Source organism: Vibrio sp. ABG19, assembly GCF_029962385.1.
Taxonomy (GTDB): domain Bacteria; phylum Pseudomonadota; class Gammaproteobacteria; order Enterobacterales; family Vibrionaceae; genus Vibrio; species Vibrio ostreae.
The window spans coordinates 581,623-594,782 of sequence record NZ_CP071708.1 but is presented as its reverse complement, the minus strand read 5'-3'; the positions used below and the strand labels follow the sequence as shown (position 1 = coordinate 594,782).

At 48.9% G+C, this 13,160-nt stretch carries 8 protein-coding genes, 3 tRNA genes and 3 rRNA genes; 10 read left to right on the top strand and 4 right to left on the bottom strand.

The window, feature by feature from the left end:
- Positions 1-444: 444 nt before the first annotated feature.
- The 9 genes from J0X00_RS08935 to nfsA all read left to right on the top strand — a co-directional run bounded on the left by J0X00_RS08935 (position 445) and on the right by nfsA (position 8,387).
- Positions 445-1,997 (top strand): 16S ribosomal RNA (locus tag J0X00_RS08935).
- Between the two features lie 60 nt (positions 1,998-2,057).
- Positions 2,058-2,133 (top strand) — tRNA-Ala (locus J0X00_RS08930).
- Between the two features lie 329 nt (positions 2,134-2,462).
- Positions 2,463-5,352: ribosomal RNA gene (locus tag J0X00_RS08925) — 23S ribosomal RNA — on the top strand.
- A gap of 167 nt (positions 5,353-5,519) precedes the next feature.
- Positions 5,520-5,635: ribosomal RNA gene (gene rrf / locus J0X00_RS08920) — 5S ribosomal RNA — on the top strand.
- Together the 16S, 23S and 5S rRNA genes with 3 tRNA genes alongside form the textbook arrangement of a ribosomal RNA operon.
- Before the next feature lie 79 nt (positions 5,636-5,714).
- Positions 5,715-5,791, top strand: a tRNA-Asp gene (locus tag J0X00_RS08915).
- A 225-nt stretch (positions 5,792-6,016) separates the two neighbouring features.
- Positions 6,017-6,093, top strand: a tRNA-Trp gene (locus tag J0X00_RS08910).
- Positions 6,094-6,300: 207 nt separating this feature from the next.
- Positions 6,301-7,218, top strand: a complete 918-nt coding sequence (locus tag J0X00_RS08905) for a dienelactone hydrolase family protein (protein WP_282477927.1) — start codon at positions 6,301-6,303, stop codon at positions 7,216-7,218.
- A gap of 96 nt (positions 7,219-7,314) precedes the next feature.
- The gene (locus J0X00_RS08900) at positions 7,315-7,647 is read left to right on the top strand and encodes a DUF1904 domain-containing protein (RefSeq protein WP_282477926.1); all 333 of its coding nucleotides are present in this window, start codon (positions 7,315-7,317) and stop codon (positions 7,645-7,647) included.
- 17 nt (positions 7,648-7,664) lie between these two features.
- On the top strand, positions 7,665-8,387 hold the full coding sequence (gene nfsA, locus J0X00_RS08895) for an oxygen-insensitive NADPH nitroreductase (protein ID WP_136482157.1): 723 nt from the start codon (positions 7,665-7,667) through the stop codon (positions 8,385-8,387).
- Positions 8,388-8,446: 59 nt separating this feature from the next.
- On the opposite strand, the gene J0X00_RS08890 is transcribed toward nfsA, so the two are convergent.
- Genes J0X00_RS08890 through J0X00_RS08875 form a run of 4 tightly spaced genes read right to left on the bottom strand, consistent with a single transcriptional unit; the run spans position 8,447 to position 12,171 of the window.
- Positions 8,447-9,832, bottom strand: a complete 1,386-nt coding sequence (locus J0X00_RS08890; RefSeq protein ID WP_218562752.1) for an MFS transporter — start codon at positions 9,830-9,832, stop codon at positions 8,447-8,449.
- A gap of 51 nt (positions 9,833-9,883) precedes the next feature.
- Entirely contained in the window at positions 9,884-10,432 is a 549-nt protein-coding gene (locus J0X00_RS08885) for a peptidylprolyl isomerase (RefSeq protein ID WP_136482161.1), read from the bottom strand.
- Positions 10,425-11,000 (bottom strand): YajG family lipoprotein, encoded by a 576-nt coding sequence (locus J0X00_RS08880; RefSeq protein ID WP_136482163.1) that lies wholly within the window; start codon positions 10,998-11,000, stop codon positions 10,425-10,427. The genes J0X00_RS08885 and J0X00_RS08880 overlap by 8 nt, the downstream gene beginning before the upstream one ends.
- Before the next feature lie 37 nt (positions 11,001-11,037).
- The gene (locus tag J0X00_RS08875) at positions 11,038-12,171 is read right to left on the bottom strand and encodes a methyltransferase (RefSeq protein WP_282477925.1); all 1,134 of its coding nucleotides are present in this window, start codon (positions 12,169-12,171) and stop codon (positions 11,038-11,040) included.
- Between the two features lie 213 nt (positions 12,172-12,384).
- Here J0X00_RS08875 and bolA point away from each other — a divergent pair, with 213 nt between their 5' ends.
- Positions 12,385-12,693, top strand: coding sequence for a transcriptional regulator BolA (gene bolA / locus J0X00_RS08870; RefSeq protein ID WP_136482167.1), 309 nt, complete (start codon positions 12,385-12,387; stop codon positions 12,691-12,693).
- Positions 12,694-13,160 lie beyond the last annotated feature (467 nt).

Here is a 13,160-nt window from a genome sequence, read left to right as displayed (position 1 = left end):
CATTTTTTTCTTAAATTACTCTTGCCAAGCGTTTATTCCTCCCTATAATGCGCTTCCGTTGTCAGGCAAAACTGCTTAAGCAGGCAAGGCAGCAAAGACGGAAAATTAAGTTTCTTAAGTTAAAGAAATTTAAAATAAAAAAATGGTTGACTCGCTAAATTAAGTCGCTAAAATGGCCGTCCGCTTTGAGAAGAAACTTCGAAAAAGCAACGCTCTTTAACAATATAAACCTATCAATCTGTGTGGGCACTCGTTGATGATAATCGAAGATGATTCTAAAGAATCAACTTAGGTATCAATGAACTGAGTGACCAATCGATACTTCGGTATCGGCACAGTCAATTCATTACCATTCTGTTGGAATGGTAATAGCTTTGAATTACTAAGGTAATTTGAAGTCAGTATTCATTGAGCCTCTCCTAATTATTTAGGGAATCAAATCTTAAATTGAAGAGTTTGATCATGGCTCAGATTGAACGCTGGCGGCAGGCCTAACACATGCAAGTCGAGCGGCAGCGACTTAACTGAACCTTCGGGGAACGTTAAGGGCGGCGAGCGGCGGACGGGTGAGTAATGCCTGGGAAATTGCCCTGATGTGGGGGATAACCATTGGAAACGATGGCTAATACCGCATAATGCCTTCGGGCCAAAGAGGGGGACCTTCGGGCCTCTCGCGTCAGGATATGCCCAGGTGGGATTAGCTAGTTGGTGAGGTAAGGGCTCACCAAGGCAACGATCCCTAGCTGGTCTGAGAGGATGATCAGCCACACTGGAACTGAGACACGGTCCAGACTCCTACGGGAGGCAGCAGTGGGGAATATTGCACAATGGGCGCAAGCCTGATGCAGCCATGCCGCGTGTATGAAGAAGGCCTTCGGGTTGTAAAGTACTTTCAGCAGTGAGGAAGGCGGGTGTGTTAATAGCGCATTCGTTTGACGTTAGCTGCAGAAGAAGCACCGGCTAACTCCGTGCCAGCAGCCGCGGTAATACGGAGGGTGCGAGCGTTAATCGGAATTACTGGGCGTAAAGCGCATGCAGGTGGTTTGTTAAGTCAGATGTGAAAGCCCGGGGCTCAACCTCGGAATTGCATTTGAAACTGGCAGGCTAGAGTACTGTAGAGGGGGGTAGAATTTCAGGTGTAGCGGTGAAATGCGTAGAGATCTGAAGGAATACCGGTGGCGAAGGCGGCCCCCTGGACAGATACTGACACTCAGATGCGAAAGCGTGGGGAGCAAACAGGATTAGATACCCTGGTAGTCCACGCCGTCAACGATGTCTACTTGGAGGTTGTGGCCTTGAGCCGTGGCTTTCGGAGCTAACGCGTTAAGTAGACCGCCTGGGGAGTACGGTCGCAAGATTAAAACTCAAATGAATTGACGGGGGCCCGCACAAGCGGTGGAGCATGTGGTTTAATTCGATGCAACGCGAAGAACCTTACCTACTCTTGACATCCTCAGAAGAGACTGGAGACAGTCTTGTGCCTTCGGGAACTGAGAGACAGGTGCTGCATGGCTGTCGTCAGCTCGTGTTGTGAAATGTTGGGTTAAGTCCCGCAACGAGCGCAACCCTTATCCTTGTTTGCCAGCGAGTAAAGTCGGGAACTCCAGGGAGACTGCCGGTGATAAACCGGAGGAAGGTGGGGACGACGTCAAGTCATCATGGCCCTTACGAGTAGGGCTACACACGTGCTACAATGGCGCATACAGAGGGCGGCCAACTTGCGAGAGTGAGCGAATCCCAAAAAGTGCGTCGTAGTCCGGATTGGAGTCTGCAACTCGACTCCATGAAGTCGGAATCGCTAGTAATCGTGGATCAGAATGCCACGGTGAATACGTTCCCGGGCCTTGTACACACCGCCCGTCACACCATGGGAGTGGGCTGCAAAAGAAGCAGGTAGTTTAACCTTCGGGAGGACGCTTGCCACTTTGTGGTTCATGACTGGGGTGAAGTCGTAACAAGGTAGCGCTAGGGGAACCTGGCGCTGGATCACCTCCTTATACGAATGATTATTGCGATGAGTGTTCACACAGATTGATGGTTTATTTAAAGAGATTCGTGGGGCTATAGCTCAGCTGGGAGAGCGCCTGCATGGCATGCAGGAGGTCAGCGGTTCGATCCCGCTTAGCTCCACCACTTTTAAGCACATTTCTCCATGTGAAGAGATAAGTGTTCTTAAACATGGTTCATCTCATTAGAGATACGAATCTTGCTCTTTAACAATTTGGAAAGCTGACAAAATAATCTTTTGTTTATTCGTAAACGAAATATTATTTGTAAAGTTCTCAATGTATTCCGAAATGGAATACACCAACAACACATTCAAGTGTGCTTGGTAGAAACTTGTTTTCAAGTTTCAAAATTGAGTCCGGCAAAATCGACATGTCTCTCGCTCATTCAAATAATGAGAGACAACGAAACCTTGGTGACTTGGTTCATCAACTCGAAACTCCTTCGGGTTGTATGGTTAAGTGACTAAGCGTACACGGTGGATGCCTTGGCAGTCAGAGGCGATGAAGGACGTACTAACTTGCGATAAGCGTAGATGAGGCAGTAAGAGCCACTTGAGTCTACGATTTCCGAATGGGGAAACCCACCTGCATAAGCAGGTATCATTAACTGAATACATAGGTTAATGAAGCGAACCGGGGGAACTGAAACATCTAAGTACCCCGAGGAAAAGAAATCAATTGAGATTCCGAAAGTAGCGGCGAGCGAAATTGGATTAGCCCTTAAGCTTTACATGCGTCAGGTGAAGGTTCTGGAAAGGACCGCGAAACAGGGTGATAGCCCCGTAGCCGACAGCGTATGTTCAGTGAAATCGAGTAGGGCGGGACACGTGTTATCCTGTCTGAACATGGGGGGACCATCCTCCAAGGCTAAATACTCCTGACTGACCGATAGTGAACCAGTACCGTGAGGGAAAGGCGAAAAGAACCCCTGTGAGGGGAGTGAAATAGAACCTGAAACCGTGTACGTACAAGCAGTAGGAGCACCTTCGTGGTGTGACTGCGTACCTTTTGTATAATGGGTCAGCGACTTATATTCAGTGGCAAGGTTAACCATTTAGGGGAGCCGTAGGGAAACCGAGTCTTAACTGGGCGTTCAGTCTCTGGATATAGACCCGAAACCGAGTGATCTAGCCATGGGCAGGTTGAAGATTGAGTAACATCAATTGGAGGACCGAACCGACTAATGTTGAAAAATTAGCGGATGACTTGTGGCTAGGGGTGAAAGGCCAATCAAACTCGGAGATAGCTGGTTCTCCCCGAAAGCTATTTAGGTAGCGCCTCGGACGAATACTACTGGGGGTAGAGCACTGTTAAGGCTAGGGGGTCATCCCGACTTACCAACCCTTTGCAAACTCCGAATACCAGTAAGTACTATCCGGGAGACACACGGCGGGTGCTAACGTCCGTCGTGGAGAGGGAAACAACCCAGACCGCCAGCTAAGGTCCCAAATTACAGCTAAGTGGGAAACGATGTGGGAAGGCTCAGACAGCTAGGATGTTGGCTTAGAAGCAGCCATCATTTAAAGAAAGCGTAATAGCTCACTAGTCGAGTCGGCCTGCGCGGAAGATGTAACGGGGCTAAGCTGTAAACCGAAGCTGCGGCAATGCGATTTATCGTATTGGGTAGGGGAGCGTTCTGTAAGCCGTTGAAGGTGTGCTGTAAGGCATGCTGGAGGTATCAGAAGTGCGAATGCTGACATGAGTAACGATAAAGGGGGTGAAAAACCTCCTCGCCGGAAGACCAAGGGTTCCTGTCCAACGTTAATCGGGGCAGGGTAAGTCGACCCCTAAGGCGAGGCCGAAAGGCGTAGTCGATGGGAAACGGGTTAATATTCCCGTACTTCTTACAATTGCGATGGGGGGACGGAGAAGGCTAGGTGGGCCTGGCGACGGTTGTCCAGGTTCAAGTGCGTAGGCTTGAGAGTTAGGTAAATCCGGCTCTCTGTAAGGCTGAGACACGATGTCGAGTCACTACGGTGATGAAGTCATTGATGCCATGCTTCCAGGAAAAGCCTCTAAGCTTCAGATTGTAAGGAATCGTACCCCAAACCGACACAGGTGGTCGGGTAGAGAATACCAAGGCGCTTGAGAGAACTCGGGTGAAGGAACTAGGCAAAATGGTACCGTAACTTCGGGAGAAGGTACGCTTCTGACGGTGAAGTCCCTTGCGGATGGAGCTATTGGAAGTCGCAGATACCAGGTGGCTGCAACTGTTTATTAAAAACACAGCACTGTGCAAAATCGTAAGATGACGTATACGGTGTGACGCCTGCCCGGTGCCGGAAGGTTAATTGATGGGGTTAGACTTCGGTCGACGCTCTTGATCGAAGCCCCGGTAAACGGCGGCCGTAACTATAACGGTCCTAAGGTAGCGAAATTCCTTGTCGGGTAAGTTCCGACCTGCACGAATGGCGTAATGATGGCCACGCTGTCTCCACCCGAGACTCAGTGAAATTGAAATCGCTGTGAAGATGCAGTGTACCCGCGGCTAGACGGAAAGACCCCGTGAACCTTTACTACAGCTTGGCACTGAACATTGAACCTACATGTGTAGGATAGGTGGGAGGCTTTGAAGACGTGACGCCAGTTGCGTTGGAGCCGTCCTTGAAATACCACCCTTGTATGTTTGATGTTCTAACTCTGGACCGTTATCCGGTTCGAGGACAGTGCCTGGTGGGTAGTTTGACTGGGGCGGTCTCCTCCCAAAGAGTAACGGAGGAGCACGAAGGTGGGCTAATCACGGTTGGACATCGTGAGGTTAGTGCAATGGCATAAGCCCGCTTGACTGCGAGAATGACAATTCGAGCAGGTGCGAAAGCAGGTCATAGTGATCCGGTGGTTCTGAATGGAAGGGCCATCGCTCAACGGATAAAAGGTACTCCGGGGATAACAGGCTGATACCGCCCAAGAGTTCATATCGACGGCGGTGTTTGGCACCTCGATGTCGGCTCATCACATCCTGGGGCTGAAGTCGGTCCCAAGGGTATGGCTGTTCGCCATTTAAAGTGGTACGCGAGCTGGGTTTAGAACGTCGTGAGACAGTTCGGTCCCTATCTGCCGTGGGCGTTGGAAGATTGAAGGGGGCTGCTCCTAGTACGAGAGGACCGGAGTGGACGAACCTCTGGTGTTCGGGTTGTGTCGCCAGACGCATTGCCCGGTAGCTAAGTTCGGAATCGATAACCGCTGAAAGCATCTAAGCGGGAAGCGAGCCCTGAGATGAGTCTTCCCTGACACTTTAAGTGTCCTAAAGGGTTGTTCGAGACTAGAACGTTGATAGGCAGGGTGTGTAAGCGTTGTGAGGCGTTGAGCTAACCTGTACTAATTGCCCGTGAGGCTTAACCATACAACACCCAAGGGGTTTTGATGGACTCAATGACCAGTACATTGAATGTGTAAAGAGAACGAAAACAGCTTTCCGAATTTTGGAATTGAATTTATTAACTACATCCATGTAGTTAACCCTCCGGGCCGCACTAAAGTGCGTTAAATTTTGTTCCTGACAAAATTTTGCTTGGCGACCATAGCGTTTTGGACCCACCTGATTCCATTCCGAACTCAGAAGTGAAACGAAACAGCGTCGATGGTAGTGTGGGGCCTCCCCATGTGAGAGTAGAACATCGCCAGGCTTTAACTTCTTGTTTTCAGCTTTTTTAAGCAAAAGCTCAAAGCAAAAAATGAAAAAGACTTTTATAGTCTGACCAATGCGGAGCGGTAGTTCAGTTGGTTAGAATACCGGCCTGTCACGCCGGGGGTCGCGGGTTCGAGTCCCGTCCGCTCCGCCACTTATTTATAGGGTTCGCCCTATGGTTGAACAAGTCCCGCTTGAACGCAAGCCCGGCCGTTCCACCACTTTATTCTGAGTGTCGACTCATTAAAAACGAACTACAGGAGTGTAGCTCCAATTGGCAGAGCAGAAGATTCCCCTGATTTTGCGAATTGGCGTGTGTTGGGAGTTTGAATTTCTTCAAGACCCAAAGTATCCAGATACAATTTGATGACCTATTTCTAGGGGTGTAGCTCCAATTGGCAGAGCAGCGGATTCCAAATCCGCGTGTTGGGAGTTCGAATCTCTCCACCCCTGCCATATTAAGAAGCCTCAGCAGTAATGCTGGGGCTTTTTTACGCCTGAATATTGGTGAAGTTTAGCTCCAATTGACAGAGCTGTGGATTATCTTGCTGAGCTTACTTCCCCCCCGATAGTAAATTTTACCTTGTCGATTCGGGCAATTTGTCTTATTTCATCTAAGCTTTTTGGTACTGGATTATGCATCTGTATGACAAGGATATTGCTATGCGCAGCACCACTTCTTCTCAATCTCAACCGGTCCTGGAGTCTCATGACATTCCTCAGGAAGCGTTTGACTGGTATGACGAATATGCCCACGGCATCATTGACCGGCGTGAGTTCATCAAGCGCTTGTCTGGTCTGGCCGTCGTCGGGCTGACTGTTTCGAGTTTAACCTCAGTATTGATGCCTAACTATGCTTTGGCGGAGCAGGTTTCGTTTAATGACCCCAAAATCAAAGCGACTTATACCGAGTTCGATTCACCTCTCGGACATGGTAAAGGTCGTGGCTACCTGGTGATGCCGAAAGAGATGTCCAAACCGCTGCCGGTGGTTTTAGTTGTGCATGAAAATCGCGGTTTGAATCCCTATATCGAAGATGTCGCCCGTCGTCTGGCTATGAACGGCTTCATTGCTTTTGCTCCTGATGCGCTCTATCCACTCGGCGGTTATCCTGGCAATGATGATGATGGTCGTGCAATGCAAAGCAGTCTGGATCGTGAAAAAGTTGAACAAGACTTCATCGCTGCGGCGCGTTTTATCAAGTCTTATCCTGGATCCTCTGGCAAATTAGGCGCGGTCGGATTCTGTTTTGGTGGATATATCGTCAATATGCTGGCTGCTGTTATACCGGATGAATTGAATGCAGGGGTGCCATTTTATGGCACGCCAGCGGCTGAGAGTTTGCGTGCTCAGGTTAAGGGCCCACTACTGATTCATTTCGCTGAGCTGGACAAGCGCGTTAATGATACATGGCCGCAGTATCAACAGGTCTTACAAGGTAATCAGGTGCCTTATGAGGCGGTGATTTATCCGGGTGTGAACCATGGTTTCCATAATGATTCGACTGCTCGTTACAACGAAGAAGCTGCAGAATCGGCCTGGGGGAAAACGTTGATCTTTTTTGATACACACCTGATTTGATGGTGTGTGGGATATCAATGAAACAAATTGAGTGGCATAAGGTCGAACCTCCATTTTTAAGCTGTTATTATGCTTTGAAAAAGAGGAAGTAAATTTATGCCACATTTTCGTTTTCGCGCGGTAGAGCCGCAGACGGTACAAGTCTTATCAAAAAGTCTGATTGATGAACTAGAGTCAATCATGCAGTCGCCACGTGCTGATTTTACCTTTGAATATATCTACACAACGTTTTTCTTTGAGGAAGAAGTCTCCCCGGCTTATCCGTTTGTCGAAGTCCTCTGGTTCGATCGGGGCCAGGAAAAGCAGGATAAGGTTGCCGAGATCATTACCCGTCAGGTGCGCGATGTGATCGGCGAAGAGCTTAACGTCGCGGTTATTTTTACCGCGCTGAAGCCAGAACAGTACTACGACAACGGCAAACATTATTAATTACGGGAGAGCTGGATATGAACAGTGTCATTGAAACGATTCAGGGCCATCGCTCGATTCGGTCTTTTACCGATACACCGGTATCCAAAGAGCAGTTGGATACCATTATTGCATCAGGCATTTCTGCCTCCTCTTCCAGCTTGTTACAAGTTGTTTCTATCATCCGGGTTACCGATCAGGAGAAGCGGGCTAAGCTCGCTCAACTGGCGGGTAATCAGGCGTATGTCGAGAGCGCGGCGGAGTTTCTGGTGTTCTGTATCGACTATCAGCGTCATTACGCGATGAACCCGAATGTCAAACCTGAGTTTATGGAACTGACTTTAATCGGTGCGGTTGACTCAGGTATTATGGCGCAGAACTGTTTGCTAGCTGCAGAATCTATCGGTCTGGGCGGCGTCTACATCGGTGGGTTGCGTAACGCGCCGGATGAGGTTGATGCACTGCTTGACCTGCCTCCTTATACTGCGGTGCTGTTTGGTATGTGCCTTGGAGAACCGGATCAGGATCCCCAGCTCAAGCCTCGTCTCAGCCCGCAGGTAATCGTGCATGAGAACAGCTATCAGCCACTCGATCATGCTTTGATCGAACAATACGATCAGACCATGCTCGAATACTACCGCTCCCGCTCAAGTAACGCTAAGCAGCAGGGCTGGTCTGAGCAAATCACCACTAAGCTCAGTCAGGAGTCCCGACCTTACATGCTGGATTATTTGCAGCGGAAAGGGCTGGCCAAGCGTTAAGCTAATAAAAAACCGCCGGCAGGCGGTTTTTTATTTAACCATTCAGACGGTCTGGGAGATTAATCGCTTTGCTTGACCGATGAGACGTCGTCTTGATGTTTTTGCTGGGCATTGCGCAGCATATCTGTGAAGTAGTGACGCAGCGAATAAAGCATAATCAGGCTCGGAATTACCATGACAGCAGTCAGGATAAAGAACAGCGACCAGTTATCGAGTATCTCGGCCAGATTACCACTGAACGATGCCAATACCGTACGGCCAAAGTTACCCAAAGATGCTAATAAAGCGTACTGGGTGGCGGAAAAGGCCTGGCCGGTGACTACGGTCAGGAAGGAAACAAATGCCACGGTAGAGAAAGCGGTGGTGAAGTTGTCGACAAAAATAGTTGCTAGCAACAGATGCTCATTTGGTCCGACTTCGGCAATCCACGAGAACATCAAATTACTGGCCGACATTGCAATGCCGCCAATCATCAGGCCACGCACAATACCAAACCGCACGTTAAACATGCTGCCGATAAAGGTAAACAGCATGGTCATTCCCCAGCCAATCAGTTTGGAGTAATAGCCAATTTGTTCATTACTAAAACCGATTTCCTTATAGAAGGCGATCGACATCCGGCCTAAGAACGCTTCCCCTATCTTAAACAAGAATACGAACAGCAACAGGGTCAGGGCCACCTGAGTGCCGTTACGGCGAAAGAAGTCAACGAAGGGCTCAATCAGGGTGACACTCAGCCAGCGGCCGAGCTTTGAATGGACATACTTGCTATGGCGACTCTCTGCTTGTTGTTGCAGTTGATCGCGCAGGGTTTTGGGCTCACCCACTAACAGGGTAAAAACCATCAGCAGTACCACAATGGCGGCCATCCCGAGGTAAACCTGATTCCAGCCGACCTGGTCTGCGTTGACAAAGGCCAGATAACCCGGCAGCGAATAGCCGGTCCACCAGCCGATGACGGCCATAGCTGAAGCCTGGGGCAGTTTGGAGGGCTCTGATTTAGGAAAGCTGTCAATACGAAACGCATCAATGGCGATGTCTTGGGTAGCTGAAGCGGTGGCAATGGCCAGTGCCAGCATGGAAGTGAGCAACAGGTTACTAGCCGGGTCGACCTTGGCAATCGCCAGTGTACAGAGTAGAACCAGGCTTTGGCAGAAAAATATCCAGCTACGGCGCTGACCGAGCAAGGGTTGCAGCAGCGGTAGTTTTACCCGGTCAACCAGAGGTGCCCAGAGGAAATTAATCGCGTAGACCGAGAACACACTGCCAAAGTAGCCGATGGCAGATAAGGTTAACCCGGCATCTGCCAGCCAACCGGACATACTGGATCCAATCAGCACCCAAGGGAAACCACTTGAACAGCCGAGCATGAAAACCCAAAGTAAGCGGCGGTCAAAGTAACTAAGCACGGTTTCTTTCCAGGTATAAGACTGGTCGCTCTGCATGAATGATTCCTTAAAACCAGGGCCCTGATAATTGTCAGAGCCCTGATGAGATTACTTGATGAGGGTGGCTTTGGTGATGACGATAGGAGTTTGCGGTACATCGCCCATGCGACCAACCGAGTGAGTCGGCTGTTTCGCCATCGTCTGAATGACACTAAAACCTTCAACCACCTGGCCGAATACCGCGTAACCCGGTGGACGTTGATTGTAATCGAGGAAATTATTGTCAGTCAGGTTGATGAAGAACTGGCGTGTCGCAGAATTCGGATTCGCGGTACGTGCCATAGCGATGGTCGCAGTATTATTGGCCAGGCCATTGCTTGCTTCATTTTTGATCGGTGCGTAGGTCTTGAGCTGATTCATGTCTTTATCATAGCCACCGCCCTGAGCCATAAAGCCCGGGATGATACGGTGGAACTGACTACCGACATAACTGCCGTCTTCGACATATTTGAGGAAGTTCGCACTGCTGATCGGTGCTTTTTCATCATTTAACTCGACAGTGAAATTACCCAGCGTCGTTTCAAATTCTACTTTCGGTCCGGCCCATACAGCGCTGCTGCTGAGCAGCGCCAGTGCCGTTAGCCACAGTTTAGCCACGGAAACGGTCCTTCATGTAAGTTTGTAATTCTTTATCGTTAGAGATCTCTTTGAGCACTAAGTTCACCACATCGTTAAGAACGTTCTCGATGTCTTCGTCAGATGCGCTCAGTGCAGCCGTACGTTTTGCTGTGCCGTTGTAGCTTTTCACCAGTTTGCCTTGTGGTGTTTCTGCGGTCAGTTCTAGGGTTACTTTTGCATCCATCTGGTTTTCAAAAATGGAGTGGGTGACGTTAACCAGAGCTTCCTGAACTTCCAGTGTCACTGTGTTTTCACTGTTCACGGTCAGCTGGAAGCCTTGAGAAGCGAACTGTTCAGACAGGGCATTTTCCAGTGCGATACGTACGTTTTGCTTGGCATGGACCGGTTCAATATTGTTACGGCCACTGTCAACCAAAGCGACATACTGCGCAGAGCGAACATCTTTACTGACCAGAGTAAAGGTGCTGTTTTTGACAATGTCACTGCGGCTCAGCACTGGCTGAGGCATAAAGTTAAGCTGTGGCTGCTGAGGGGCTGAACACGCCGTCAACAGAGCGATAGACGCCGCGAGAACCAGTTTCTTCATGGTCAATTCCTTTCGTTTAGTGAGCATGCTTAAATGCTTATTTCTTAATAGCCTGTAAGATAACAAATTTCTTATTGCTGGCGACAGTCTTTACTTGAGAGCGGCCAAATAATCTCGTCAGTTTTACATCGTAGCCGAGGTGACGATTGCCGATCACTAATAATTTGCCACCCTTACTGAGAACATGCTTTGAGTCACAGAACATTTGCCACGCAATATGGTCGGTAATCGCCTGCTGTTGGTGAAAGGGCGGATTGCACACCACCAGTTGAGTGCTGTTGGCCTCGAAACCATCCAGGCAGTTGTTGGTAATACAGGACACATTTCGCTCGCCCTGCAGGTTGCTCTGCAGGTTTTGCCGTGCCGATTCGGTCGCCATAAAGCTTTCATCCACGCAAGTAATGCGCGCCTGTGGATTAAGTTGACCCATTCGTACCGATAACACGCCGTTACCACAACCAAGATCAATAAAATGTTCCAGCTTTTCATCACTCGGCAGGTGAGGTAATAAAAATCTTGCCCCTTGATCCAGGCTTTCTCCGGAGTAAACGTTCGGCAGATTATTCAGCGTGATGTCACTGTTTTCCACTTGCCAGCGTGTATCCGGACCGACGTCAAGTATGACCTGGCTATTTGGCTGGCTGGACACTAAACGATGTTTTTTCCAAGCCAGAGAGGTGGCGGTGCTACCCAGGTACTTCTCAAACAGCTTAAGCGTCGAGGTATGGATCTCTTTCGCTTTGTTGACGGCGATAACCTGACACGATGTTGGCAGGTGCTGCCTTAACTGACTAAGTTGCCATACTAAGTGACGGTTATTACGCGGTATTTGCATGATGACCAGATCGACATCGTCAGGTATATCATCCAACGTGGTCAGTAATGTCACCGGGGCGCAATGGTTGTGTTGTAAGTTATTCAGCGCGGCCTGATGGGCGATATACGAGTCGCTCATCATAGTGACCCGATGCTGGTCAGCGAACCAGCAGCTCAGCGCTCCAAAGCTGTCGTTGAGGACCAGGATGTGGCTGTCAGCCGGCAAGCCCGACTCTTCAACATGATTAATCAGATACTCGTCACCGGCGTCCCAGGCTTGCAGCGTCTCATTGTTACGCGGCGGGAAACGGTTTAGCGTGAGATGGCGTTCGTGAAGTGAAAGCTCAGTTTTCATATTTGCAATGTAGTTAATGACAAGTCGCGGCCATTGTCTCAAATGGACATGGATGTTGAAACCAAAACCTTTCTCTTCCCGTCATGCACGAGTAAACTAAGCCACGTATTTAAAGGCCGACAGCCTTACATGACTCTTTTTACGTTAAGCCGCTATGCTGGTGTTGAGCCATCCGGTTTACGTTTATCCGCGTTCGCGTGACAAGGAATACCTATGATTCAAGAAGTGATTGAAACTAAATTACATAATGCTTTTCAGCCAGAGTATCTTAAAGTTATAAATGAGAGTTATATGCATAATGTTGCGCCTGGTTCGGAAAGCCATTTCAAAGTGATTGTGGTCAGTGACAGCTTTGCCGGACAGCGTTTACTGGCGCGTCATCGTCAGGTCAATCAGGCATTGATGGAAGAGCTATCAAATCATATCCATGCGCTGGCGATTCACACTTATACGCCACAAGAATGGAATGAGAAGGAAAACAGCGCCCCGGACAGTCCGATGTGTGTCGGTGGTGGCCATTAAGTGTAAACATTACGCAATCGGGTGCAAGAGTGTGCAAGTGCTTAACACCTTTTCAACAAGTGGCGTTAATAAAATTAAAATTAAGCATTGTTTTAGTCAATAAATGTGTGACCCAGTGCGCGAAAACCGTCGCACTAGTTAAGTGTGCGGTGCTTCAAATTTATGGTCAATACATCGGTCTGCTTCTTCATTTAACCCCAAATAAAGCGACTGATGAGGGGATTGATCATGGCATCAAGTTCCGAAAAGGTGCTAGAATATCGCACCTGATAAATCTCACTCTGACTAGGTGCTGAGATTTTTAATAGGATGTTGCGGTTTTGGCTTTTTACAGCCAGAAGCGGACACTGAAAATGTCGTGTCTAGAGACAGTCCACTTCTGCAGTCGCTTCTATTCATGCAAGCTCGCAGAGTTCAGTGCGTCTCGAATTTACGCAATTAAAGAATCTTTTTCCCGATAAAAAAGT

Coding starts and splice junctions, on each gene's coding strand:
- J0X00_RS08905 (WP_282477927.1), top strand. CDS start 6,301: ATGCGCAGCACCACTTCTTCTCAATCTCAACCGGTCCTGGAGTCTCAT.
- J0X00_RS08900 (WP_282477926.1), top strand. CDS start 7,315: ATGCCACATTTTCGTTTTCGCGCGGTAGAGCCGCAGACGGTACAAGTC.
- nfsA (WP_136482157.1), top strand. CDS start 7,665: ATGAACAGTGTCATTGAAACGATTCAGGGCCATCGCTCGATTCGGTCT.
- J0X00_RS08890 (WP_218562752.1), bottom strand. CDS start 9,832: ATGCAGAGCGACCAGTCTTATACCTGGAAAGAAACCGTGCTTAGTTAC.
- J0X00_RS08880 (WP_136482163.1), bottom strand. CDS start 11,000: ATGAAGAAACTGGTTCTCGCGGCGTCTATCGCTCTGTTGACGGCGTGT.
- J0X00_RS08875 (WP_282477925.1), bottom strand. CDS start 12,171: ATGAAAACTGAGCTTTCACTTCACGAACGCCATCTCACGCTAAACCGT.
- bolA (WP_136482167.1), top strand. CDS start 12,385: ATGATTCAAGAAGTGATTGAAACTAAATTACATAATGCTTTTCAGCCA.